This window comes from Monoglobus pectinilyticus, assembly GCF_002874775.1.
Taxonomy (GTDB): Bacteria; Bacillota; Clostridia; order Monoglobales; family Monoglobaceae; genus Monoglobus; species Monoglobus pectinilyticus.
The window spans coordinates 1,139,825-1,166,020 of sequence record NZ_CP020991.1 but is presented as its reverse complement, the minus strand read 5'-3'; the positions used below and the strand labels follow the sequence as shown (position 1 = coordinate 1,166,020).

Here is a 26,196-nt window from a genome sequence, read left to right as displayed (position 1 = left end):
TCCTCCTTAATTATCTTTTATGATTGCCATACCAACTATCATATCGTCTTTGATAAGGTCTTTTAAGTATCTTTTAACATCTTCTAAAATCATATTGTCAATTTTCTCAAGAGCCTTATCGCATCCACCTTGATTGTATTTTGCTTCTGCCATTTGTCTCAGCTTCTTTTCAACTTCTGGCAAACCAAACCAATCATATGCGTCTGCCGTAATTCGGCTATCCAAATATTGTTTTACTTCATCTAGATTGGTAAGCATTACATCATAATTTTTAATAATCGAATCAACAAATGCCTTATTGCGAGCATTTTCATCATCTAATTTTGTGAAGAAAGTAGCTGTTGAAAAATAAGCAATAGCTTTGTCGATGGAAGCCTCATCAGGATGCGCTTTGTTTACAGCGCCAAATGCAGCTTTCGCTATTTGAATTTCCTTATCTTCAACCATACACAAAATAGGCATCTTATATTTTTTAGACCATTCTCTTGGTGTATCTGTATTAGTTTTTTCTTTCCATATTTTTTTCAGTTTCGCAGATTTACTGTTCCTCTTGTATTCTTCGACCTTGTTATTGATTATATTTGTATACTCTGTCTTATCCTTCGTAAATGAACCAGTAGGAATAGTATTATAAATTTCTTTGATTTCTTCATCGGTAAATCCTTCAAGATAGAACTCGCAAACTTTCTTGAATAAATCAATTTGGTTACCATAGAGTGTTCTAAAATTGTCTGCATTAGCAATGAGCAAATCATAGAATTTTTGTTTTTGAGAATCTAAGATTACTCCGGATTTTTTTACATTGTAAAGAACTTCCAAGAAGGCACTAAATCCATCCAAATAATTTTTTGCAGCAGGGTAAGAAATTCTAATATACTGACATTTGTCGCACCATTCTCTCACGGTATTTTCAAATGTTGTGCTTTTAGAAATAACTTTATTGCTCTCAACAATAATCTTGTATTCGAGTATGACTTCTCGGATTTTCTGCTGTGCAGTTTCAACATTCCATACCCAGTTTGCTGCATCTGCATCAAATTTTTTACGGAGAATATTGATATACTGTCCACTATCTCCAGCCTTTTCAGCTAATGTAATCAGTTCGCCATTATCAAATTCTTTTAGATAAGCCTTCATACCTTCAGTACATTTCTCTTTGTTCAGAAGTATCTTTAAGTCATTTGCAGCTTCCTTGTTCTCAATGCAAAGTTTACCAATCGCATAAGCAATATCATTATCACTTGTGCTGCCAGCTCCCATATTGTTACTATTCGCAATACCACAATAATAATCAAGAATTTTTATAAGAATATCCTTATTTGTTTGAGTTTCTACGTCAGAAATAATAGATTTAATAGTCCAAATAGGGAATGTGTATTCTTTCATTTTACTGCGAATACGTTCTCTAGTTTGTTCAATAGATGTACAAAGACTTTTCGATATTTCGAATGCAATAGATGTTGCTTCGTTGAACGCTTTTTCATCTTCAGTCATTGCAACAATATATTTATCTTTATATCTCGGGTTAGGGGTAATCTGCAATTTGATAATTTCATCAACCATCTCTTGCAATTTATTGATACTCAGCACATCGTTAGTCAAACCATCACTCCAACTGAATGTACCATCAACATATTCCTTTAATACAAAGCCTAAGACAAATGCCGAGAGGTTACAAGGCATAAAACCAAAAGGTTCTGCCTTTAATTCATCATATATTCTTGCAATAGAAATACGACCGCCATTATCGAAAGCATCTTTGATAATCTTTTCTACACTAATCTTTATTTTAGAAATCAAAAGATGAGGTTTGTCTACCCAGTATTTTCCTTCGTACTTCCAAGCTTCACCCAACGCATTTTCAAGTTTTGTTGCAGGGTTTGCGGATTTAAATGTTCCTTGAACTTCTTGTTTAACACCACAAGCAACACCTTGTTTCAAAGAACTAGGCATATACATATTATCAGTAACATTATAAGTCCCTTCTAAACAATTCTTGTACTTAGTTTTGTTAATGTCGGAAAGCGTGGAGTATAACATCTCAATCGTTGTAGCTCTTTCACCATCTTGTTTTTCGGAAGTGTAAACAATAAATTCACCGCCGGAAATACGATTCTTCCACTTTTTCAAAGCTTCTTTTGCATTTGTTTCATACTGACGAGCCAAGTTGTTATCTTTGCCTTGATGATACATTGCCTGAGCCATATTTTCACAATATTGCTCGTATCCATCTTTTCCTAGTGGGGTAGTAGACGCATCAACAAATATCATTTTGTAACTACCGTCTTTTAATGCATTCTTAATTTTTTTGCCGAGAACAACACTTTCGCTATCATCTTTTGCAAAAGATACAACAGCGACAATCTTGTTAATATAGTTACTTTCCTGATTGCGTAATAACTTGATAGTCGAATCAAAATCAGAAGATGAAACATATCTCATTTCATAACGTAACTTTAATGCACCACCTAATGTTACAGCCTCAGATACCTGTCCTTCGTTGACCAGTGTTGAGGTTGTCTTTTTCTTTACTTCTTCTTTGAATTTCTCGATAGCTGCCATATCTCCAGCATTTACTAAAGCGGAGTATTGCGTTTTACCACCACCAAGAGGTTTTTTATAAAGAATTTCATCACGTACAAGCTTCTCCGCACATCTTCCGGCAGCTCCACTGTCCATATCGGAGCCTTCAAATGCGTTGTTTATATTCTTTTCATTAGGAATAAAAAGTTCAACCGAATCGCCAACTTTTTGAGATATTGCTTGCAAAAGAAGAACTGTCTGTAATACTTTTTTTCTTCGTTACTAAGCTGTTTTGTTGCTGCACGAGAATAGCAATCTAAGATAGAGCGAATATCGTGAGAAAGATATTCTTTGCCTTTTTCATAGAAGAATTCCCATAGCATATCTATAGTAAGCAGCGGATTATCATCATCCGGACCGTAGTTATCAATAAACCATTGAAAGCCTTTGATTTCATCACCTCTATCATTTTTGATGAAGTCAAACATACTACGTTGATTAGAGTCAAACGCAGAAGAAATATGTTTTAACAATAGTGCAGTATAAGGATGAATTGGAAGAATATCTTTCAATTCCTTGTCCGATATATTTGCACTGGCTTTTACAATTTTTCTGGAGTCGTAAGTTCTATCATAAAGGTCATCAACAGTCATCTCCCAATCATCAAGAACAGCTTCATCCTGATTTTTCTCCATAGCAGCACCCATAAGTTGGAACGCCATATTTTCAGGAAGCTCAATAATACAAGTAGGTTTAATAAAACGGTCAAGAATCTTTGACTTATCTTTATCAGCATCATCAAACAAGCCTGCGCTCTTATGAGTTACAATTATCAAATAAAATGGGTCTGTTTCACTAATTTCAGCAATTTCTTGAAAACCAGTGAGACTTCTAGTGTTATTATTAAAAAATTCTGTAAATTCGTCCCAAATAAATACAATGGCTTTAAGGTTATTAGCTTTTATAATCTCTTTAATCCAAGCTACAAGACCTGTGGTGTCTAAAGATAATACTTTTATTTGACGTTCATCAGCAACCTTGAAAATTTTATCCATAAGAGCAATCAGGGCATCACCTGATAAAGTGTTTAATTTTTCAAGAATATCATCCGCATTATCTCCACCGAATAGGTTTGAATATTCTCCAGTTACAAGAGAATTAAAATAATTTTTATTTGCAGAGTCTTCAAGCCATTTAATAATAGCTCCTTTAAGGGCGCTATTGCCTTTATTTTCTATGCCTTTATCTTTAAAAGCTTTTTCAATGCTTTCCTGAATAGCAAACACGAGATTGTGGTCACCACGAATAGAGGAAGAACCATATCTATGTACAGTGAGAATTTCTCCACTATTCTTTGCCCCTTGAAGTTTGTTAAAAAGGTCATTATCCATTTGAAATTTTTCGAAATATTCCTTTGTTTCTTCTTCAGAAGCATCAAGCAGTTTTTTCAAAGTTAGTACGGCGTGTGATTTACCAGTTCCGTAAGCCCCCTCAACCCAAATTGAACGCTTTTGCTCCTTACGAAGCACATTAACCGTATCCTTAACTAATTTAATGAATGTAGCGTGTGGATAATATTTTTTCCACATATCAGGATTGTTGTTAATAACAGCTTCATTTACCGCCGGAAAGTAGTCTGGGTCTATGTCAAAATAATGACGATATTTATCAAATGCCATATTTTTTCCTCCTTAGAACAACTCAAGAACATCTTTTGATGTTTTATCGTTTCGCAAAGTGATATTATCCAAGTCCAATGTGAATGAACTTGTAATGAATTCTGGATAGTTTACAGATAAACCATTAAGAATTTTTTCCATCTGCTCACGTTCAATACCAAAGATTTCTGTCGGACTTACACCATCACTATCTATATCGTGATTTAGTAGGCGAGAAAGGGTAAACTGATAGTAATCACCGCAGCTCTCAGCAAACTTATACAAACTATAAAGAATTACACGAGGGTCAGGATTTTGCCACGGCATTCTAGTAATTGATATTAGTTTATTTTTTTCTTTTGTTGCAAATCCAAATCCCACCTCGCTGAATGGCAGTTCTACAAATCTTGAGAAAGAACTCCAAATATCCTTTACCCAACTTTCCTTAGCTCCATCCGAAACCAATAAAGAAATAGTATAATCCTTGCCATAGGTTTCATTCATATTCATTCGTTTAATCAACCAATTAAATTGAGGAGTATATGCTAGATTTGACAACATAATCGCCCAAGCTGAGTCTGAATCAAGTCCTAATTTGTCAATAACTTGAGCAGTTTTGCTAAATCCTGTTTCATCTAACAGTTCAGCATCTCTCAAAAATCTTTTAAAGAAACTGTACATTTGCGATCCAAGAGAGTGTCTATCATCAAAATCATTTTTATAACTGAAGTATTGTTGAAACCACTCCATCTTAGGAGCGTGATGTGAATAGCAATTTAAACTTTTTGTTGCAGACATTTTTAGTCCTCCTTTTGGCATTTCTAATGATTTATATACTAAACATCCTTTTTCGACTTTGTGACATTGCGAGCAATGAACACATTTATCATTTATTTCAAATACACCATCTTTCATTGTGATGCATCCATTATGGCAGTCTGCTTCACATTCTCTACATTTGACACAACACGCTGATTTTCTAAAAACACTTTTTAAGAGTTTTATGAATAATGGATTTTGTTTTGGTAATGAAGCATCATACCTTACTTCGATATTATCATTTTTTTCAATAACCTGAACTTCATATTGTTCATTTCTAAACATTATTTTATAAGGGGAAGTATCGTTTAATAAAATACCAATTGTCTTAATCCATTCCTTCCACGGTGTTTTTGCATTTGTAATTTTTATAGAATGTACATCTTTACCTGTCGATTCTACATAGTTCATCTGCATATCAATATCCCTACCGTTTTTCCTTGCTTTCCAACCACCGTTTGCTATAAAGTCGTCCAGCTGTGCTTCTGAAGTAAAGCTTTTTTTATACATACACTTTACAGCATCAATCAATGAATCAAATTCTTTTGTGTACCAAATTCTTGCCATATAGTCATTTCTCTCAGCAGCTCTTGGACATACAAGACATCCCGCTCTACGATTTCCTTTTTTGTAAGCTTCACTTAAAAGAATGCCTTCTGAATATATATATAAATACAACTCAGCAGAGTTCCACTCAAGGATAGGGTTGCAACTGTATTGCCCTTTATGTTTTTCTCCTAAGCTCACATAGTCATATTCGCTACGAGATAAACTCTCACTCGCTCTAACACCTATAAATGCCATACCTGTAAAATTTGGTTTTCCAGTTAATTCTCTCAATGCAAGAACTTGTGGCGCTGTCTTATGTACGCTACAACACCATCTTGTTACAGTTGCTGGCGGACCAAATTTTCTCCAAGATTCATTTGGGGTAAAATCAGATTTCGCCCTAATAAACTCAATCCCATTATTATGGCATTCATCTTCAATTTTATTTACAGCATCATATGTATCAGGAAACTCCATTCCTGTATCACCAAACAATACTTTAAATGTATTATGAGGTAACGCTCTTTGTACAATATCAAGGGTTACAATACTGTCTTTACCTCCGCTAAATGCAATGTAGAAAACATCGACTCTATCTTTGTATTCAACATAAGTGTTAAACACTTTTTTTATTGTATCCTGCGTAAGTTTTTCTAACAGGTCTTTGTTTTTTTCTACCATTCCCGGAATGTCTACAAATCGCAATGGCTCATTGTTTGGTTCGGGCTCATCTACAATTATCAGCTCCGGTGCAGAATATAACGAGCCTCCTTTTGTTTTTGCGACAAGCCTTCCTCTATACCAATAATTATTTGCCTCTACCCACATATATGGATAGGTGTCGTTCTTATCGTAATTCCAGTATTTATCAAATCCTAGAATATCTAATTCCTTATAATAAACCGGTCTTGGCTCCTTACTAAAAGATAGTGGAGAACTATTTAATAGCAGACCACCAGTTTCTAAATCCCATTCGTATGAATACATATTTTTAAAATCCCTTCTGGTTTCTTAGTTCTTTTGCCTTGATAAGTAGTTGTTCAATACCAGAATAACTCCGTCGAGCTAAATAACCCTTATCACACAAATATTGCAAAGCTGTTTCCTTTTGTAAAGGAAGTCCATTTTTGGCAAGCACATCTATTACTAATTCATCTAGTGTATCTATGTCAGAGATTTTTTTTACAATGGCACCGACACAAACGCCTTCATTATAGCTAGAGTGTACCAGTTTGTAATTTGGACTGTACTTTGCAACATAGTGTTCAAGCAGAAAACTATTCCAGTTAAATCCTGCGTCTGGAAACAATCCAAATTGTTTAATTTCCCCAATAGCAATATAATCTCCAATACAAAAACGGTCTATCGCTTCATCTGTTTTTGCAAGGTTAAAAGAAGCGTGAAATTTTGTGACAAATTCATTTTTGTTTATTCTTAGGGAATTGTCATAAACTGCTTCAAAATAAATTACTGTATCTAATTCTTGTTTAAGTATTTTCAATTCATCAAGAGTAAATGAATCTTTATGTTTACAGAAGTCTGCAAATACCTCCATCATTGACAGTGCTTGTCCTTTAGAACTAATAATATTTCCTTTAAATGAAAATCTGCTTCTTAATTTAAAGCCAATAGCATCTCTCAAACCTTTATCAGATATTAAAGTGTTTTGCTCAATGATATAAGGATATTTTTTCTTTATAATATCAATCAACTCATTACCACTTATAAATCGTTTTTCATCAATTGAGTGTTGAATAATTGTTGCTATATCTTCCAGCTCGTCGTAGCTAAGTGTAACAGCACTAATATGAAAATGTTCGCCACGACTATTACTGATGAATTCGCCATACTGGTTGAGTACTGTTTTAATCTTCTGCTCTGGAATATGAGAAAGAATTGAAAACATTTCACTATCTTCCATTGGAGACGTTTGTTGAACAAGACAATTTTTTATTTCATCATAAAGTGTAGTACTAACATTGGCATCTTTAGATATGAAGTTTTTACCGATGTAATAATTACCATCATTCATATATGTCAAGTAAGCTTTTAACATACTTGCATTATACATACAATGGTCAAGAAAATCATCTGAAAATTCTTTAAATAAAGCTTCATAGTAAATAACTGTCTTCCCTGATTGAAAGTTATCGTTAATAAACGAGAATAATTTCATTCGTGTATCTTCATCAAGAATTTTTTCTGGTATATATACCTTTTCTTCGTGGATAATTCCACACTGTTGAATACACTTTGTGATGTTATCATCATCCATATCAATCATACTGTCGTGATATTTTTCCCAATACTTTTTAAACTTTCTAAGTTCAAGAGGAGAGTTTATTCTATATCCTTTTGAAAATTTTTCAATAAGGATTTCGGTAAATGGTTCAATGTTAATAGATATTGTTGGTGTCACAATAGTGTTTCCGCTACTGCTAATGTATAGCAATAACTTGTTTATTCCAGCTCTAAAGCGATTATGTTGTTTGTCGTTATATTCCATAAAAAATTTATTGCTAAACAATTCATCAGCAGTTGCTTTGGCTTCATGATAATTATCCGAATAAAGTCGACAATTAACAAATTCATTATCTATAGCATATTGTTCAGCAGTGTTTACAGCAGAGACATAACTGCGACAAGTAGGAATCGCCATACCTTGTTCATTATTAAGCCAATTAAAAAAAGCTTCTCCGTTAGCGTTATTCTTGATTCTTTTTGAAGATTTCAATTCTTCAGATGGGTGGATATCTGCTTTCTTTTCGTACTTGATTATCAAATTTTCTTCATCGACCAAGCATATATCGAGTAAACTTTTAATTTTACGAACAATATCTATTGCACTTAAGTTTGTTTCCAAGTATTTCTCATTCAATATTTCTTTTGGAGCAACCATTAAACCGTAATGCTCACTTGTGCAAAAATCCATTCTTCCGTTGACGGTGTTGAATGATTTGTTCAAAGGTATGACATCAGCGTAGTCATCATATAGTTTTTTGAATACCTTTATATAAAGTTGTTTCCAAGAAGAAAAACCTTGAATTTCATCACCAAAATATGATGCATATATAGGTTTTGTATATGCTAGGTCAGATATTTCAGAAAATGAAAGCTCTTTAATTGCTTGGGGGTTATCAGCATTCTCATCTTCAATAAGATGAGCAGCGACAACATTAGCCGTATTTTTCTTTATTTCAGTTTCAGGAATCGGTAATTCTGTTTTAGATATTGTTTCGAGTCCTATCCCCATTGAACTTTTATTCTCACTTTTCGCTGAAATATTTTCTTTTATGTATGTAATATAATATCGCATAGCAGAACAAATTTTACTGATTTCTCTTTTATGCTGATAGCGGAATAATTTATTTTGCTCAACAGTTTTTTGAGCCATTTTTATTATGTCTATATCTGTCGTCTTGAGAAGTGATTGCTTTAATACTTTTGTTTTGATGCAGAATTCATCTATAACTTCATACGACATATACAGTTCGGATAACTGAGCAGGAGATACCTTTTGGGATAACCAATCGACATAACGCTCTCGGTTATCTTTTTCAGTTGCTTCAATCATTTTCTTCGCCTCCTCCAGTAGTTTATCAAACTGCCTTCTATCTTCTCTTAATAGTTTAACAGTTTCAATAAATAGTTAGAAGCCGGCTTAACTACCGTGTAACCTTTATATGCCGACTCCATACTATGCATTTGAAATGTAATTCCATTAACATTTCTATATACATCATCGATAAAAACATTTTGTTTTTTTGCTAATTCTCTTAATTTTACAGACACTATTTGAATTGCTTCTTTTCGTGATAATTTTCCATCTAAATAATGCAAATAATAATCGAGCAGGATGACTGCTTCATATTTATTCCATTGTTTTTTAACACCTATAATTCAAACATTTCATTAAGGACTTCTTTAAACGTAAGAAGTCCTTAATGAAATGATTCCTTCCTTTATCGTATTATATTTAACAAAAAATGATATTTTGTTTTTTCTTTCATCGATTGGATTCAATTTCACATTTTAGTTTCACCATGATAATCCTCTCTAATTATTCATCTAATATCACTTCACAAATATCACCGATATCACAATGGAAAACTTTACATATTTTTATCAATACATCAAGCGATACTGGTTCATTTTTATTTAATTTTGTAGCTACATAAGGAGAGAATTCAGCGGCTCTCATCAAATCAACTCTTTTCATCTGATTGTCTATCATAAGTTTCTGAAGTTTTTTATAACATATTTTCATCTACAATACTCCTTCGAAAAATTACTAAAACCAAAGGCAAATGACAAACTAATTTAGTATATATTATACTTTATAATTGTTAAAATGTCAATAATTATACTGAAATTAGTATGTTAGATACATTTAGTTGTCGTATTTTTTCTACACCTAATATTAATTATGTTGCACAACTAATATAATTTACAAATAAAGTAGGATTTGTTCCTTCAGGTAAACTATATTTTAAGTTTTAAAAGATTGTCTCTTAGAATATTTAAAAGTTATATTAATATTTTCAGTTTTATAGTTACATTCATTTTTTCTAAACATATCTATTTTTTATTTATTTATCAACAAGCCTCTTTTTTTAATTACTTTTTTATATTGTATCACCTCCATTAACACCTTCGTTTCACGACTTAACAATGAATAACGATGACAATTAATAGAAGATCTGCATTTACAAACTTTCTGTCATTCATCAGTTTCTTATATGAATTATAGCATTCTGTAGCAATCAGAAGTCCTACGCAAATAACACACAAGTAACAAAAACGAGTAAAAACCCCGTAAAATTGAGCTTCTTAGTGAGACAAAAGTTCTCAAAGAGATAATCAGAAATATAATTTTAACCTCCCATTGTTTGGGAGGTTTTTTATTGTATCAGAATATATTTGTTATCTAAATTTTAAATACTCAATAAACTTATTTACTGCAAGCGAAGCAGTTTTTCTGTCCTTCATTGCAATCCCGATATCTCGGTGTGCCGGTACATCGAGTTCTTTTATTATAATATTATATGGAACCCTTTTTAGTATCAGTTCAGGTAAAATGCTGACGCCTAATCCGCTTTCTATCATAGACATTATTGCGTAGTCGTCCCAGGTGGTGAAATGAACAGACGGGGTTAAATCATTATTTTCAAATATCTCCGATACTTCGGCTTTTGCGCCCTTTTCCAGAAGCATAAAAGGCTCTTTGCAAAGAGCTGAGACCGGGACATTTTTGTTCCTGGATAACTCATGATTTTCAGGCAGTACAGCCAAAAGCCTGTCGCTTTCCAAATATAACGCGTCAAATTCAGAACGGGTTGGAAGACGCAAAAAACCGCAGTCGACGCGTCCTTCTGATATCCAGTTTTCTATTTCAGTGTAGTCTCCCAGTAATAATTCATAATCTATATTTGGGTAATCCTTTTGAAATTCTTTTATTATATTGGGAAGCCAGTGAGTGGCTACACTTGAAAAAGTTCCAATTCTTATAAGCCCTGATTGAAGTCCGTTTAATTCATCTATCTGCATTTGAAGTTTTTCATACTCTTCACAGACGGATTTAGCATATGGAAAAATTTTTAAACCGTCCGATGTGAGCTTAACGCCTGATTTGCTCCGTTCAAGGATTGAAATTTTCCACTCGTCTTCTAAGTCGTTAATCATTTTGCTAACAGCCGACTGAGAATAACTGAGCATATCGCCGGCTTTAGTAAAGCTTCCGTATTCCACCGCGGCAACAAAGGCCATATATTTAGATATATTCATTAGTAAAGCTCCGTCCTTATTCATTCTAATTAGTAATGTAAAACATTATAAACATTCTCTTTTGGAAGTGATATAAAAATGATATAATAACATATAGAATTTGTCAACATAAAAGGGATAATAAATCTTTTGAAATAAGTGGGGTATAAATATGAGCTTACATAATAATCGCGTTGTTATTAAAGTGGGAACATCGACTTTGACGTATCCTAAAGAGAAGAGTAATTTAAATTCGTTTGCAAAGATAGCAGAGACACTTTCTGAAATACAGAAAAAAGGATATGAAATAATTGTGGTATCATCCGGGGCAGTGGCAATTGGTAAACATAAGTTAAAAAATGAAAGAAACTATAATAACTTAAGATTAAAACAAGCATTTGTGGCGGTTGGTCAATGCAGGATAATGTATTTGTACGACCTATTTTTAAAAAAGCATGGAATTACAGCCGCACAAATTTTATTAAATGCTGAAGATGTTGCAAATCAGCAAAAAAGAGAAAATTTGATAAAAACTTTTAATACATTGCTTAAAATGAATATTATTCCTATAGTAAATGAAAACGATTCCGTGGGATATACAGAAATAGAATCAAAAGAAAAAGTTTTTGGTGACAATGATATTTTATCTGCCGTTGTTGCTGTTTTATGTAAGGCGGGCAGGCTTATCATTCTTTCTGATGTTGATGTATTTTACGATAAAGACCCTCATTTGTGGGAAGATGCGAAACTAATAAGAAAAGTTACAAAAATAGATAAAAATGTTATGCAGGCGGCAGGCGGAGCGAGTTTTGGTACAGGAGGTATGAGAACCAAGCTGAAAGCGGCAAAGCTGGCTGTTTCCAAAGGGATTAACACTGTACAAATGGTAAATCACCTGATATTCTTTATAAAATTTTAGACGGTGAAAACGCAGGCACATTGTTTGTGGGAAAGGATTAGACTATGAAATTTTCGTATGTTAAGTATATATTTGCTCTTTTGCTGTTTGGGTCAAATGGGATAGTGGCAAGTTTCATTAATTTAAGCAGCTATGAGATAGTATTTTTTAGAACTTTAATAGGAAGTTTGTTTCTTATATCTATATCTTTTATCGCCGGAGGAAGGCTGACGTTTTATAAACATAAAAAGCAATTTTTATATGTTGTTATATCCGGAGCTGCAATGGGAACAAGCTGGATATTTCTATATGAAGCGTATCAACAGATTGGTATAAGTGTTGCATCTCTTGAATATTACTGCGGACCTGTTATAGTTATGGCGCTGTCGCCTATAATATTTAAGGAAAAATTGAGTTTTACTAAAGGGCTAGGGTTCGTTATTGTCGTTTGCGGATTGTTTTTGATAAACGGGTATACAATTGGAGAACAAAAAAACCTTTGGGGGTTGTTTTGCGGTCTTATGTCAGCGCTAGTATATGCCGTAATGGTTATCTTTAATAAAAAGGCGTTGGATATAAAAGGGTTAGAAAATTCAATGCTGCAATTATTATTTAGTTTTATTACTGTCGCCGTGTTTGTCTGTCTTAAACAAGGTTTTGTAATAAAGACTAATATTTCAAGTCTGCCGTTTATTTTAATTTTGGGTTTATGCAATACAGGTATTGGATGTTATCTTTATTTTTCATCCATAGGCAAACTGCCGATACAGACTGTAGCAATTCTGGGGTATATAGAACCTTTGTCAGCAGTTATATTTTCTGTTATATTTTTAAAGGAAGTTATGACGTTTACGCAAGCTATCGGAGCTTTGCTGATAATAGGAGGAGCGGTATTGGGTGAATGTATATTTAACAAATCAAATTATCGGTGTAAAAGAAGATTATAGGCGAAAGTTTTTTATATAATTATAGTTGTAATATCAAAAATAGATTGCTTTACAAAAAATTGTTACTTGAAAGGTTTGATTATTTAGAATATAAAGTAAATAGTTATATTCATAACCGCACATAGAATAATAAATACTAAACAAAGCATAAAAATTTTAAACCTTTTTAAGCAGAAAGATGAAGATATTTTTATTTTTTAAATATAGTTTATAAATTGTAAAGTATCCAACAGCATTTATAAAAATTATAGTATTCACTTTTGTATTTCTAAATTCTTCTTGAATAATTCACCTTGTTATGTTAAAATTTTTTATAATGGCGGAAGCAATATTTTAAAATACTCTCGTCATTTATGTTGTATAGACGTTTGATTGCGAATCATTATTAAAATTATAAGTGTTGTTATAAAGCAAGTTTTATATTTTAATAACTGAATTTTTAAATATATTTGATTGGTATCCCGGTTATAAGTAGATTATTTGGGAATTAGACAGGGTGGAAATTATGCTTGAAAACGTAGGTCGGGTTTTAACAAAAATAGATGATTTTGTATGGGGGCTTCCTCTTATACTTTTAATTATTGCAGTTGGTATTTATTTGACTGTTCGGCTCAGGGGTCTGCAAATTAAACATTTGCCCAAAGCGCTGAAATTTATAGTAAAAAACGAAGAGAACGGCGACGGAGAAGTGTCAAGTTTTGCGGCTTTGTGCACCGCTTTGTCGGCGACTATAGGAACCGGAAATATTGTTGGTGTGGCGACTGCAATTTGTGCCGGAGGTCCGGGCGCGCTTTTTTGGATGGTTATTGCCGCACTGTTTGGTATGGCGACAAAATATTCAGAGGGTCTTTTGGCGATTAAGTATAGGGTGATTGAGCCGGACGGACATGTTTTGGGCGGCCCGTTTTATTATATAGAACACGGAATGGGCAAAAAGTGGAAGTGGCTGGCAAAGTTGTTCGCGTTTTTCGGCGTCTGCGTGGGTCTGCTGGGACTTGGAACATTCACTCAGATAAATGGAATATCTTCTGCTGTAAACAATTTTTTTGACCCTAACATGAGCAATACGGTTAAAATATTCGGAATGGAATATTCATGGACTGTTATTATAACCGGAATTATTGTTACTGTTTGTACAGGACTTGTAATCATCGGTGGAATAAAGAGAATTTCAACAGTATCAGAATTTGTCGTTCCGTTTATGGCAATCTTATATGTTACGGTCTGCGTAATTATTCTTATTGTAAATATAAAGGCGATACCGGCGGCGTTCGGGGAGATTATAGCCGGAGCGTTCGGTTTTAAAGCAGCCGCCGGAGGTATGCTTGGGGCAATGGTTTTGGCTATGCAGAAAGGCGTAGCCAGAGGAATATTCTCAAACGAAGCGGGCTTGGGTTCCGCGCCTATAGCGGCGGCGGCAGCCCAAACAAAGGAACCGGCGCGTCAGGGTCTTGTCACTATGACCGGAACATTTATTGATACAATCGTTATCTGCACTATGACCGGACTGTGTATAGTTATCACCGGAGCATGGAGACCTGAATTGGCGCTTGAGGGGGTAGGCGTTACTACATACGCTTTTCAAAATGGACTGTTTTTTCTGCCCGGTGCAGTGCCGGCCTTTATAATCATGCTGTGTCTGGTATTTTTTGCATTTACTACTATTCTCGGCTGGGATTATTACAGTGAAAAGTGTCTGGAGTATCTTTCGGGTGGAAATTTAAAGGCTGTAAAGGTCTATAGATGGATTTACATATTAGCTGTCTTCTTCGGGCCTTATATGACCATATCTGCCGTTTGGACAATAGCCGATATATTTAACGGTCTTATGGCGCTTCCTAACCTTATAGCGATAGTGGCTTTAAGCGGCGTTATTGCGTCAGAAACCAAGAAGTATTTTAATAAGTTTGGAAACAGATAGCTATAGTCTACTTAGTTTAAGAAGAGTTGACAAACAGCAGAGCGCATGATATAATTACTTAAAACATAATAGAAAAGCTGAGAAGGAGAGAGTAGCTTTTATTAACCATTCAGAGAGAGGGACGTTTGCTGAGAGTCCCTTATGGAAGATATTTGTGAAAACCACTCCGGAGCCGCATATCTGAACTTATAGTAAGATTTGCCGTACGCCTGCGTTAAAGGATAGGGTTTGATTGAACCTAAAGTTAAAATTCTGAGGTGGAACCGTGCATTGAACTTTATGCACCCTTAGGACACATAGGTTATCTATGTGTTCAAGGGTGCTTTTCTTTTATGTTTAATAATTTTTAGGAGAGATTATTATGAAGATTATTGAGAGAGACGGAACTGTAAAAGAATGCGAGCCGGAGCAAGAGCTTCATGTTCTGCGGCATACTGCGGCGCATGTAATGGCTCAGGCAATAAAACGGCTTTACCCCGAAGCCGATTTTGCTTTTGGGCCGGCGACAGAACGTGGTTTTTATTATGATGTGGATTTAGGAGATACAAAGCTTACCGACGAGGACCTTTTAAAAATCGAAGATGAAATGCGCCGTATAGTAAAAGAAAATCTGCCCATAAAACCGTTTATATTGTCTTGGGAAGAGGCGGCTGAATTGCTGAAAGAGAGAAACGAAAAGTATAAGCTTGAACATATAGACGATTTGTCTGAAGACGCCGTAATAAGCTTTTATCAGCAGGGCGAATATATAGATATGTGCGTGGGTCCCCACCTCTGCTATACAAAGGCTTTAAAAGCTTTTAAAATAACACAGCAGTCAGGGGCGTATTGGCGCGGTGATAAGAATAACAGGATGCTGACCCGAATAAATGGAATAGCTTTTAAAAATCAGGCCGAACTGGAGGAATATTTGAAACTGCGTGAGGAAGCGGAGAGGCGTGACCACAGAAAAATCGGCAAAGAAATGGAGCTGTTTATGTTCAGTGACGAGGGGCCTGGATTTCCGTTCTTTCTTCCAAAAGGTATGGAGTTAAAAAACGCTTTAATAGAGTACTGGCACGAAATTCATAACAGGAGCAGTTATTCAGAAGTTTCGACCCCTATGATTATGAGCAGAAGTTTGTGGGAAACCAGCGGTCACTGGGAGCATTATAAGGATAATATGTATACGACGCGGATTGACGGTGAGGATTATTGCGTCAAACCAATGAACTGTCCGGGCGGCGTTTTGGTTTATAAAAGCAGACCTCACAGCTATCGCGAACTTCCGATTAGATTGGGCGAACTTGGGTTAGTTCACCGCCATGAAATGCGCGGCGCGCTTCATGGTCTTTTCCGGGTTCGCTGTTTCACTCAGGACGACGCGCATATTTTTATGAAGAAAGAACAGATTAAGGATGAGATTGTCAGCGTTATTGACCTAATAAGCGAGGTTTATACAAAGTTTGGGTTTAAGTATACTGTAGAACTATCAACAAGGCCGGATGACAGCATGGGAAGCGACGAGGACTGGGAGAACGCAACAAATGCGCTTATAACAGCGCTTGAGAGCAAAGGGCTGCCGTATGAGGTTAATGAGGGAGACGGAGCGTTTTACGGCCCTAAAATAGATTTTCATTTGGAAGACAGCTTAGGGCGTACATGGCAGTGCGGAACCATACAGCTTGATTTTCAAATGCCGCTGAATTTTCAGCTTGAGTATATAGATGAGAATGGGTCAAAACAGCGTCCGGTTATGATACACAGGGTGTGTTTCGGCTCTATAGAACGCTTTATAGGTATTTTAACAGAGCATTATGCGGGGAAATTCCCGGTTTGGCTTGCTCCGGTGCAGGTAAAGGTGTTAGCGGTATCTGACAAAAATTTGGAATATGCTGAAAAAGTATATCAGAAGCTGTCGGAACTTGGAATACGCTGTGAATTGGATTCCAGAAACGAAAAAATAGGGTATATGATACGAGAGGCAAGGCAGATAGACAGGGTTCCGTATATGCTGATTATCGGCGGAAGAGAAGCAGAAAATAAAACCGTTTCGGTCAGGGACAGAGCAACAGACCAAACGGAAAGTATGACCTTTCAGGAATTTGCTGAACGTATACAGTATGAGATAACAAAAAGATTATAAAATAACTGTTAAAACCCCCTTATGGTAGTTTTTGTTCTGCCATAAGGGGGCCGTTTTTTTGCTGACCGTTTTAATTACAGTTTTTAATGGTGTTGTTCATTTTTTGTTCTGCCTGCATAAACCTAATCACGGTTACCGGAAACAGTTAAACTTTTATTCAGATATATCAGGCGGGCCGAAATTATAAATTTCATAATACGACTCAAGTTCTGCGTCGGTTATAGGCTCAACCTGGATAAGACCGGTGCAGTCACCGCTGCTGCAGGCGTTTCCGAGGTTAAACTTTCCTTCTATATCTTTAAGCTTTTTTCTTTTTTCAAATTCTTTCATAAAGCTTCAGCTCCTTAAATACTTATATTCTTAGTATTTTGTCTGCGGCGTTATTCTAAAATTTGTTGCGGTTGTTATTGAAAATAAAAAAATGCCTATTGACCCAATTATATATTTCCCACTTATATCTTAAAATATACTTTAAATAAAAAAACAAAGGTTTCTTGTGTTTTTTACCAATTTTGCTGCGAAAAATTTTACCATTATGACATTGAAAATCAGGCGCTTATCTGCTATAATAATTTGTATAAATTTTATATTATTTATTTAATATGTTAAATATTTTTATTTATTATCTCCTAAATGTTTTTGATGTTTAAATTATAAAATAGAGAGGGTATTTTATATAATATTGAAAAAATTTAGGGTTTAAGTTATTAATTAGTCGAAAGGGGATAATCACTTTGGTAAAAGGCAATGTTGTTGTAGGTCAGTCCGGGGGTCCGACCTCTGTTATTAATTCAAGTTTGGTTGGTGTATTTAAAGCCGCAAAGGATGCGGGAGTAGAAAAAATATATGGTATGAGAAACGGAATCGAAGGGTTTTTAAATAAAAAAGTCGTTGATATGTCCGAATACGTAAAAAATGAACTGGACATTGAGCTTCTAAAGCGCACCCCGTCGTCTTTTTTGGGTACATGCCGTTTTAAACTGCCGTCTGTGGAGGAAAGCGAGGCAACATATAAATTATTGTTCAGTATTATGGAAGAGCTTGATATAAAATATTTCTTCTATATAGGCGGAAACGATTCTATGGACACTATAAAAAAGCTGTCAAATTACGCCGAGGAAATAGGCAGCGATATTAGGTTTATGGGAGTGCCGAAAACTATTGATAACGACCTGGCTGTTACAGACCACACACCGGGTTATGGAAGCGCTGCAAAATATATAGCGTCGGCGCTGAAAGAAATAATACGCGACGTAAATACTTATCCAACCGAATCGGTTACGGTTGTGGAAATTATGGGCAGAAACGCCGGCTGGCTCACTGCAGCGGCAGCTCTTTCAAGGGCTGAAGACTGTCCTGGACCCGATCTAATTTATCTGCCGGAAGTAACTTTTGACTACGACAGATTTTTAGAGCAGGTGAAGGCTGTTAAAAAGAAAAAAACCTCTGTAGTTATTGCGGTTTCGGAGGGAATAAAGCTGGCTAACGGCGAATATGTTTGTGAAGACAATAAACAGGCGACATTCGAGGATTCTTTCGGTCATAAATCACTTGGCGGAACCGCTTTATATTTGGCGGATTTTATTGGCGCCAACTTAGGTGTTAAGTCCAGGGGTATTGTGTTCAGCACGCTTCAGAGATGTGCGTCGCACATAGTGTCAAGACGTGACATTACCGAGGCTTTTATGGCTGGGAGCGAGGCTGTTCAGGCGGCCTTAAACGGCGAGACAGGCAAGATGATTATATTTACCAGGACGTCAAACGAGCCATATAATATAATATGCTCTACATATGATGTAAATAAAATAGCCAATATTGAAAAGGTTGTTCCGGACGAGTGGATAATAAATGACGGAACATATGTTTCGGATGAATTTTTGGCATACTGCCGTCCGCTTATAATAGGAGAACTGACTCCGTTTATGGTTGACGGACTGCCGCGTCATTTGTTCCTTGATTAATTTGTTCTTTGAATAATATAGATTATTTGTTAACTTAAATTATAATAAGATTTAAATTTGTTAGGACTATAACAGTTGGATATTACAAGGAATTAAAGGTCTTGTTTAATTAAGATGGTGTGTTTCTTTATTATAAGGTTATACTGAGATTTGTCAGAAGCGCCGGCGCATGTCAGCTATTAATAAAAGCTCCGCAGGAACTGAGGGATGCGATTATTGGCTGTGCGGAAAGCATAGTATTATTTGAATTATTAATTTACGTATTAATATAGATGAATTAAAAGCTTAACAAATATCAGCCGTACCTCGCAATGAATATGAAGTACGGCTGAATTTGTATATAAACCTATACCGACTAAATTTAATTAGATATACAAAAAGGTTTTCAGTGAACATCGGTAGGGCGCATTTATGCGCCGCGTTAGGTGAGCTATCATCTGAACACGCAGTGTTCAATATACAATTTTCTTACATATGACATTATATAATTTTTTTATTATTTTACTTAACTAAAAAAAACTATCTATATACTATGTATATGACCCCATATAAAAAATTTTATTATTACATAATAAGGTGTTTGAACCATTTCTTTTTCTCGCAAGAAAAAGAAACGCTTCACCAAAGAAAAAGTGCTTGCTCGCTTAGGTCGCCTATCGGCTCCAAGGGGCGCTCGCCCCCGCTCATTTCACCATGAAGCATGGCTTCATGATGAAAAAAGCCCTGTAACTTTCCCGTTGACTTTGTGAACTACCGTGATAAGAGATATTCCGAGTTCCTATTAATTTAACTTATCAAAAAACTAAGTTTTCAGCTTTTATAATACACAAAAAATTGGGTTTTTAGTGAACATCGGTAGGCTTGCGATAGCAAGCTCGTTAGGTGAACTATCATCTGAACACATAGTGTTCAATATATAACTTATTGACCTTTTTTAAAATTTAAAGTCTGTTTTATATATTCCTTTTACGCATGTTTTAAACTAGTAACAACTCAAATAAATATAGTCCCACAGTAAGTATACATAATATTAACAATATACGTTTTAGAAAAAACATAAATAATTAAAGTTAAATGTTTTATGTTAATATCAAATATATATTCAGCGGATTCAAAAATAACAGATTGTTCAATCTTGACTCATATTTTATAATTTAGTTAATTTTTTAGATGAATCCGCTGAATATATATTTGAATAATTAATTAAACGCAGTTAATTATTTGTATATTTGTTTTTTCAGCATATTTTTTTGTTTTATATGCGCCTCCATCTTGTTTTACATAACAAATAATTATATCTGAATTATCGACAAGCCATTGATTTCGCATTTTTATCGCTTGTTTATAATGAACATCCCCGAAATCGGGTGAAATAATTTCGTCAAACAATATGGAGTATTGTTCCTTATTAGCGTTTATTCGTTTCATATAATAAGGAATTACCCAATATATTTTAATATTTCTATGACAACTTTTTAAATTTCTTACTATACTTTCACAAAGTTCATCAAAATCTCCCATATGACCGGTATAAAAAACAGTTACCCCTTTATTTTCTACTAAATCTGTAATTATCTCTCTTACCTTATCATTAATGTTTTGAAAAACAAATCTATGACCACAGAAACAACAGGATTTTTCACTCATACTCTTAACACCGCCATAATATTTTTTATTTCCCCAAATACAATAATAGTTATAAAAAGAACTTAATGTGTAGCATATTACAATTATATAATATTTAATCGGATAAATCAATGCAAATTAAAACTATAATCATATATAATGTGTATACTATTATTGTATAATATATACATAAGTGGGTGATTAAAATATATACACAATTTATACGTGAAAGAATTGCAAAGTTAAGAACACAAGAAAATATTTCTGCACGAGAACTAGGATTTAGGCTTGGGCAATCAGGCGGATATATTAATTCAATTGAAAATGGTAACTCTCTTCCTTCATTAAGAGGATTTTTAAATATATGTGAATACTTTCAAATAACACCACATGAGTTTTTTAATGAAGATATAGAGTATCCCAAAATCTTACATGACATAATGAGTGGATGTTCTGATTTAGATAAAGAAACATTGGATAGTATACTTGTTCTAATAAATAAAATAAACAAATAGAAATATTTTTACAAATTTAATATAAGGAGTTAATCTATATGGATGAAAATTTTATATGTAAAAGAATTGCAAAGTTAAGAACTCAAGAGGATATTTCCGCACGAGAATTAAGCATAACATTAGGACAATCAGAAGGATATATAAATACAATAGAGAATGGAAAATCCTTACCATCGTTAAGTATGTTATTAAATATATGCGAATACTTTCAAATAACACCACAAGAATTTTTTTGTGAAGATGTTGAATACCCTAAACTTTTGCATGATTTAATATCTGAATGTAAAAGCTTAAAAAGTGAATATATAGAAAGTATGTTAACACTAGCAAAAGGTTTGAAAGAATAATTAAAATATAATTTGTTAGATAAATTTATATATTGAACACTACGTGTTCAGATGATAGCTCACCTAACGCGCTTGCTATCGCAAGCCTACCGATGTTCACTGAAAAACCGACTTTTATAGTGGATTAAATTAATAGGAACTCGGAATATCTATTTTCACGGCAGTACACAAAGTCAACGGGAAAGTTACAGGGCTTTTTTCATCATGAAGCATGCTTCATGATGAAATGAGCGGGGGCGAGCGCCCCTTGGAGCCGTAGGCGACCTAAGCGAGCAGGCACTTTTTCTTTGGTGAAGCGTTTCTTTTTCTTGTGAGAAAAAGAAATGGTTCAAACACCATTATTATGTAATAATAAATTTTTTATAGGGGGTCATATACAAAGTTAATTTTGTTAAATATCTTTTTGATATATTGAACACTACGTGTTCAGATGATAGCTCACCTAACGAGGCAGATTTCATCTGCATTGAGTATACATATTAATGACATTGCAGGTAATGGCAAAACAAGTTAGTATGTATCACACACACTTTTAAAAAAAGTGTGGTCACACCTACCGAAGTTCACTGAAAAGCCCGCTTTTTTAGTGTAATAATTAAATGATTCAAACACCTATTATAAGTAAAATAATAAATATTATATGGGGTCATATACAAAGTTAATTATAATTTTTAATAAGCAAAATAACTATATATTAAATGGAATTATATACAAAATCGATTTCTGCCAATAAGCCGCAGGCTTAATTGGACACGGACACAAAAATATCCCTGTCTAAACTAGACAGGGATATTTTTATTACTCATGATTTACATTATCCTTCACTACAACGTCATGGGCTCCGCCCTCAATAATCGATACACTGCTTACCAAAGTCAGCTTTGCTTTATTCTGGAATTCAGAAATGCTGGTCGCTCCGCAGTTGCACATGGTAGAGCGAACCTTGCTCAGGGTGGTTGTTAGATTATCGTGCAGTGAGCCGGCATATGGAACATAACAGTCCACTCCCTCTACAAATGAGAGCTTTGCCGCGCCGCCGAGGTCGTACCTCTGCCAGTTTCTCGCTCTTGCGCTTCCCTCACCCCAGTATTCCTTCATGTAACTGCCGTTGACCATAACTTTATTGGTCGGGCTTTCGTCAAATCTGGCAAAGTATCTGCCTAGCATACAGAAGTCACATCCCATAGCGAGCGCTAATGTTATATGATAGTCAAGAACAATACCGCCGTCAGAACATATCGGAATATATACTCCGGTTTCTTTGAAATATTCGTCTCTTGCCTCTGCTACCTCTATGACAGAAGTAGCCTGTCCCCGTCCTATACCTTTGGTTTCACGGGTGATACAAATACTTCCGCCGCCTATTCCTATCTTTATAAAGTCTGCGCCCGCCTCAGCTAAGAATCTAAAGCCTTCTCTGTCTACTATATTGCCGGCTCCGACTTTGACTGTGTCGCCGTATTTTTCACGTATAAATTTTATAACTCTCGACTGCCATTCAGTATAACCCTCACTGGAATCTATGCAGAGAATGTCTACCCCTGCCTCTACGAGAGCCGGCACACGCTCCTCGTAATCTCTTGTGTTTATACCTGCTCCAACCACGTATCTCTTATGTGAATCAAGCAGTTCAAGAGGATTCTCTTTGTGCTGTTCGTAATCCTTTCGGAATACAAATGCCACCAGTCTTCCGTCATCGTTAACAATGGGCAGTGAATTGAGCTTATGTTCCCATAATATGTCGTTGGCTTCTTTTAGAGTTGTGCCCTCAGGAGCTGTGATGAGCTTGTCAAACGGGGTCATAAAAGTTGAGATTTTTTCATCAGGCGACATACGGCTGACCCTGTAATCACGGCTGGTTACTATACCCACAAGCTTGCCGTTTTGTGTTCCGTCTTCTGTGACAGCTATTGTGGAGTGGCCTCTTTCAGCCTTTAATGCAAGAATATCGGCTAAGGTCTTGTCCGGGCTTATATTTGAGTCTGACTCAACAAAACCGGCCTTGTATGCTTTAACTTTCCTAATCATTTCAGCCTGCTTTTCTATAGGCTGTGAGCCGTAAATAAAGGATACGCCTCCCTCTCTTGCGAGGGCAATAGCCATATCAACGCCTGAAACCGACTGCATTATGGCGGACACAAGCGGAGTGTTCATAGATAATGCGGGTTCCTCACCTTTTTTATATTTAACGAGCGGTGTTTTTAAAGAGACGTTGCCGGGAATGCAGTTAGAATCAGAGTAACCCGGTACAAGCAAGTATTCACTGAATGTGTGAGATGGTTCTTTGTAATAATAAGCCATATTTATATCCTCCTATAAAATTAATATTGTGAATAGTATGGTAAGTAAATTTAAGATTTTAAGTTTGCCGGTAAAAAATGTATAATATCACGCGTCTTATATAACAATATATGAGCTGATATTTTATCCATATATTACGGCAATTTTGTTAGATAATAAATTAAAAATTAATTGTCGTTTTTTTAATAAGATATTATATCATAGAGTTGAATATTTGTCAAAGAATTGCTAAAAATGATTTTAAGTGAAAAATCTTATAAATTCATCAAAATGACGATATAAAGCAAGCCGTGAAAACGTGGACTGAACTCAAAATTGAATTGGAACAAAAAAATATCTTCCTTTTTTTGGTGAAAAGTTACTATAAATTCATGTTTTCAGGGCTCAAAAGGCTCAAAAATTTGTTTATTTATACAAATATTTTATAAATCAAAAAAATAGTGTGGAAATTTGCAGTTATTTGTAGTAAAATAAATACGTATTGGTGGATTAAGGGGATGGGAGTATTTGCAGTGCTTATAGGCTATAACTATATTGTTGTGGCAAACGGTCATTCTAAGACGTTAACCTGAAACAGACATGCAGATATTAACCCTACTTAAAGCTTTGAAAAAATAATTATTTTATATATTTTTTTAGGAGGACAAAAAATGAATAAGCAAGAATTACTTTCAGCTATGGCTGAAAAATCAGGTTTGACAAAGAAGGATTCAGAGGCAGCACTCGCAGCTTTTATTGAAACAGTTCAGGATACTCTCAAGAAGGGTGAAAAAGTTCAGTTAATCGGATTTGGAAGCTTTGAAGTTAGAGACAGAGCTGCCAGAACAGGAAAGAACCCTCTCACAGGTGAAGAAATGAATATTCCTGCTGCAAAGGTTCCGGCTTTTAAGGCTGGCCGTGCTTTAAAGGATCTTGTTAACAACAAGTAATTTTAAGAAAATATATAAAAGGAATGCGGTTTAGCCGCATTCCTTTTTTAATTTAAACTTTATTTTGCTGATCTGTTTTTATAATTAGGATTTAAAACAAATTTTATTTTTTATAATTACCAAAGGTTTAACATGTAACCTGCCGTTTATAAAATTGTGCAGGAGTTTTCTAAGTAAGATTTTATTTTCGTTTTAACAGCTCCGGGTGATCCATGGCTTTTCCGAGGCCGGTTACAACGCAGGTTTCAGGGTCGTCTGCGACTTTGGCCTTCATATTGAGCTCACGCCAGATAAGGTTGGTAATACCGTAAATTTTAGAGCATCCGCCTGTGAGTACAATACCGTTTCTGCAAATATCACCGATAAGTTCAGGCGGAGTTTTTTCAAGAAGCGTTCTGATGGCGTCAACTATAGCTCCGGCGGATTCCTTAAGCGCGTCTAAAATTTCATCGCTTGAGACCTGAATTGTCTTTGGCAGACCTGAAACCAAACTTCTTCCGCGTGCTTCCATTGCTAAAAGCTTGTCCCTTTTATAGACGCAGCCGATTTTTATCTTTAATTGTTCCGCAGTTCTTTCACCTATCAGAACGTTATATTTTTTCCTGATATATCTTATGATAGCGTCGTCAAAACTGTCTCCGGCTGTTTTAATAGAACTGCTTATCACTATTCCGCCGAGAGATATAACGGCAATATCGCAGGTTCCGCCGCCTATATCCACGACAACGTTTCCTTTTGCTTCCTCAACGTTTATCCCAACTCCCAAAGCTGCCGCCAAAGGCTCCTCAACCAGGCTGACCCTTCCGGCGCCTGCCTGAATTCCGGCGTCAATAACGGCGCGTTCTTCAACCTCCGTTATATTGCTTGGGACGCTGACAACCATTCTCGGTTTTATAAACGCTCCGATAAAACTGTGTCCCGACGATTTTTGAACAAAATGCTTGAGCATTCTTTCAGCTGTCGAATAGTCAGAAATAACACCGTCTTTAAGAGGTTTTACCGCTATGATGTTTCCGGGTGTGCGGCCCAGCATTTTTTGAGCTTCAGCACCGACCGCTATTATTCTGTCCGTGCCGGAGTCCACCGCCACAACGCATGGCTCCCGGTCTATTATTCCTCTGCCTTTCACATAAACAAGAACGGTAGACGTTCCTAAATCTATTCCAATATCCTGCCCAAACATAATGAGGATTCTCCTTCCAAAATATTACAGATATGTTACTATATTGCAACACAATGATTATTGTAGCTTAAAATATTCCTATTGTCAATAAAATTTGCCTTAAACCTTTTTACAAAAAGCGACTTAATTAT

At 35.2% G+C, this 26,196-nt stretch carries 17 protein-coding genes, 1 pseudogene and 1 other annotated feature; of the genes and pseudogenes, 8 read left to right on the top strand and 10 right to left on the bottom strand.

Features of this window, described 5'->3' with window-relative positions:
* Positions 1-6 precede the first annotated feature (6 nt).
* From B9O19_RS05180 to B9O19_RS05155, 6 genes are all read right to left on the bottom strand, one after another.
* A complete protein-coding gene (locus B9O19_RS05180; protein ID WP_102365412.1) occupies positions 7-2,679 on the bottom strand; it encodes a hypothetical protein in 2,673 nt (890 codons plus the stop codon).
* A 23-nt stretch (positions 2,680-2,702) separates the two neighbouring features.
* On the bottom strand, positions 2,703-4,202 hold the full coding sequence (locus B9O19_RS05175; RefSeq protein ID WP_102365411.1) for a hypothetical protein: 1,500 nt from the start codon (positions 4,200-4,202) through the stop codon (positions 2,703-2,705).
* Positions 4,203-4,214: 12 nt separating this feature from the next.
* A complete protein-coding gene (locus B9O19_RS05170; RefSeq protein WP_102365410.1) occupies positions 4,215-6,536 on the bottom strand; it encodes a phosphoadenosine phosphosulfate reductase domain-containing protein in 2,322 nt (773 codons plus the stop codon).
* Between the two features lie 4 nt (positions 6,537-6,540).
* Complete coding sequence (locus B9O19_RS05165) at positions 6,541-9,123, bottom strand: hypothetical protein (RefSeq protein ID WP_102365409.1); 2,583 nt, start codon at positions 9,121-9,123, stop codon at positions 6,541-6,543.
* 486 nt (positions 9,124-9,609) lie between these two features.
* Entirely contained in the window at positions 9,610-9,816 is a 207-nt protein-coding gene (locus B9O19_RS05160) for a helix-turn-helix domain-containing protein (RefSeq protein ID WP_102365408.1), read from the bottom strand.
* Between the two features lie 656 nt (positions 9,817-10,472).
* A complete protein-coding gene (locus B9O19_RS05155) occupies positions 10,473-11,333 on the bottom strand; it encodes a LysR family transcriptional regulator (protein ID WP_102365407.1) in 861 nt (286 codons plus the stop codon).
* A 151-nt stretch (positions 11,334-11,484) separates the two neighbouring features.
* Between B9O19_RS05155 and proB the strand changes: the two are divergent.
* From proB to thrS, 4 genes and pseudogenes are all read left to right on the top strand, one after another.
* Positions 11,485-12,272, top strand: a pseudogene (gene proB / locus B9O19_RS05150) (glutamate 5-kinase).
* Between the two features lie 3 nt (positions 12,273-12,275).
* Entirely contained in the window at positions 12,276-13,157 is an 882-nt protein-coding gene (locus B9O19_RS05145) for a DMT family transporter (RefSeq protein WP_102365406.1), read from the top strand.
* Between the two features lie 505 nt (positions 13,158-13,662).
* Positions 13,663-15,078 (top strand): alanine/glycine:cation symporter family protein, encoded by a 1,416-nt coding sequence (locus tag B9O19_RS05140; RefSeq protein WP_102365405.1) that lies wholly within the window; start codon positions 13,663-13,665, stop codon positions 15,076-15,078.
* 70 nt (positions 15,079-15,148) lie between these two features.
* Positions 15,149-15,370, top strand: a binding site (T-box leader).
* Positions 15,371-15,439: 69 nt separating this feature from the next.
* Positions 15,440-17,203, top strand: coding sequence for a threonine--tRNA ligase (thrS, locus tag B9O19_RS05135; protein ID WP_102365404.1), 1,764 nt, complete (start codon positions 15,440-15,442; stop codon positions 17,201-17,203).
* A 153-nt stretch (positions 17,204-17,356) separates the two neighbouring features.
* Here the strand turns inward: thrS and B9O19_RS11830 are convergent, their stop codons facing one another.
* Positions 17,357-17,533 carry a hypothetical protein gene (locus tag B9O19_RS11830; RefSeq protein WP_169925267.1) on the bottom strand — a complete coding sequence of 59 codons (177 nt, stop codon included), beginning with the start codon at positions 17,531-17,533 and terminating at the stop codon, positions 17,357-17,359.
* A 398-nt stretch (positions 17,534-17,931) separates the two neighbouring features.
* Between B9O19_RS11830 and B9O19_RS05130 the strand changes: the two genes are divergently transcribed.
* On the top strand, positions 17,932-19,164 hold the full coding sequence (locus B9O19_RS05130) for a 6-phosphofructokinase (protein ID WP_102365403.1): 1,233 nt from the start codon (positions 17,932-17,934) through the stop codon (positions 19,162-19,164).
* Between the two features lie 1,203 nt (positions 19,165-20,367).
* Here the strand turns inward: B9O19_RS05130 and B9O19_RS05125 are convergent.
* Positions 20,368-20,811, bottom strand: a complete 444-nt coding sequence (locus B9O19_RS05125) for an SLOG family protein (RefSeq protein WP_102365402.1) — start codon at positions 20,809-20,811, stop codon at positions 20,368-20,370.
* Between the two features lie 176 nt (positions 20,812-20,987).
* Between B9O19_RS05125 and B9O19_RS05120 the strand changes: the two genes are divergently transcribed.
* On the top strand, positions 20,988-21,305 hold the full coding sequence (locus B9O19_RS05120) for a helix-turn-helix domain-containing protein (RefSeq protein ID WP_158648920.1): 318 nt from the start codon (positions 20,988-20,990) through the stop codon (positions 21,303-21,305).
* A 38-nt stretch (positions 21,306-21,343) separates the two neighbouring features.
* The gene (locus B9O19_RS05115; RefSeq protein WP_102365400.1) at positions 21,344-21,652 is read left to right on the top strand and encodes a helix-turn-helix transcriptional regulator; all 309 of its coding nucleotides are present in this window, start codon (positions 21,344-21,346) and stop codon (positions 21,650-21,652) included.
* Positions 21,653-22,450: 798 nt separating this feature from the next.
* Here B9O19_RS05115 and B9O19_RS05110 read toward each other — a convergent pair.
* On the bottom strand, positions 22,451-23,953 hold the full coding sequence (locus B9O19_RS05110; protein WP_102365399.1) for an IMP dehydrogenase: 1,503 nt from the start codon (positions 23,951-23,953) through the stop codon (positions 22,451-22,453).
* Between the two features lie 650 nt (positions 23,954-24,603).
* Here B9O19_RS05110 and B9O19_RS05105 point away from each other — a divergent pair.
* A complete protein-coding gene (locus tag B9O19_RS05105) occupies positions 24,604-24,882 on the top strand; it encodes an HU family DNA-binding protein (protein ID WP_102365398.1) in 279 nt (92 codons plus the stop codon).
* A gap of 181 nt (positions 24,883-25,063) precedes the next feature.
* On the opposite strand, the gene mreB is transcribed toward B9O19_RS05105, so the two are convergent.
* A complete protein-coding gene (gene mreB / locus B9O19_RS05100) occupies positions 25,064-26,068 on the bottom strand; it encodes a rod shape-determining protein (protein ID WP_102365397.1) in 1,005 nt (334 codons plus the stop codon).
* Positions 26,069-26,196: the final 128 nt, after the last annotated feature.

Bases quoted from the DNA above. Each gene is read 5' to 3' on its own strand.
- B9O19_RS05105 (WP_102365398.1), top strand. From the start codon at position 24,604: ATGAATAAGCAAGAATTACTTTCAGCTATGGCTGAAAAATCAGGTTTG.
- B9O19_RS11830 (WP_169925267.1), bottom strand. From the start codon at position 17,533: ATGAAAGAATTTGAAAAAAGAAAAAAGCTTAAAGATATAGAAGGAAAG.
- thrS (WP_102365404.1), top strand. From the start codon at position 15,440: ATGAAGATTATTGAGAGAGACGGAACTGTAAAAGAATGCGAGCCGGAG.
- B9O19_RS05155 (WP_102365407.1), bottom strand. From the start codon at position 11,333: ATGAATATATCTAAATATATGGCCTTTGTTGCCGCGGTGGAATACGGA.
- B9O19_RS05160 (WP_102365408.1), bottom strand. From the start codon at position 9,816: ATGAAAATATGTTATAAAAAACTTCAGAAACTTATGATAGACAATCAG.
- B9O19_RS05115 (WP_102365400.1), top strand. From the start codon at position 21,344: ATGGATGAAAATTTTATATGTAAAAGAATTGCAAAGTTAAGAACTCAA.
- B9O19_RS05180 (WP_102365412.1), bottom strand. From the start codon at position 2,679: ATGGACAGTGGAGCTGCCGGAAGATGTGCGGAGAAGCTTGTACGTGAT.
- B9O19_RS05110 (WP_102365399.1), bottom strand. From the start codon at position 23,953: ATGGCTTATTATTACAAAGAACCATCTCACACATTCAGTGAATACTTG.
- B9O19_RS05175 (WP_102365411.1), bottom strand. From the start codon at position 4,202: ATGGCATTTGATAAATATCGTCATTATTTTGACATAGACCCAGACTAC.
- B9O19_RS05170 (WP_102365410.1), bottom strand. From the start codon at position 6,536: ATGTATTCATACGAATGGGATTTAGAAACTGGTGGTCTGCTATTAAAT.
- B9O19_RS05145 (WP_102365406.1), top strand. From the start codon at position 12,276: ATGAAATTTTCGTATGTTAAGTATATATTTGCTCTTTTGCTGTTTGGG.
- B9O19_RS05140 (WP_102365405.1), top strand. From the start codon at position 13,663: ATGCTTGAAAACGTAGGTCGGGTTTTAACAAAAATAGATGATTTTGTA.
- B9O19_RS05165 (WP_102365409.1), bottom strand. From the start codon at position 9,123: ATGATTGAAGCAACTGAAAAAGATAACCGAGAGCGTTATGTCGATTGG.
- B9O19_RS05125 (WP_102365402.1), bottom strand. From the start codon at position 20,811: ATGAGTGAAAAATCCTGTTGTTTCTGTGGTCATAGATTTGTTTTTCAA.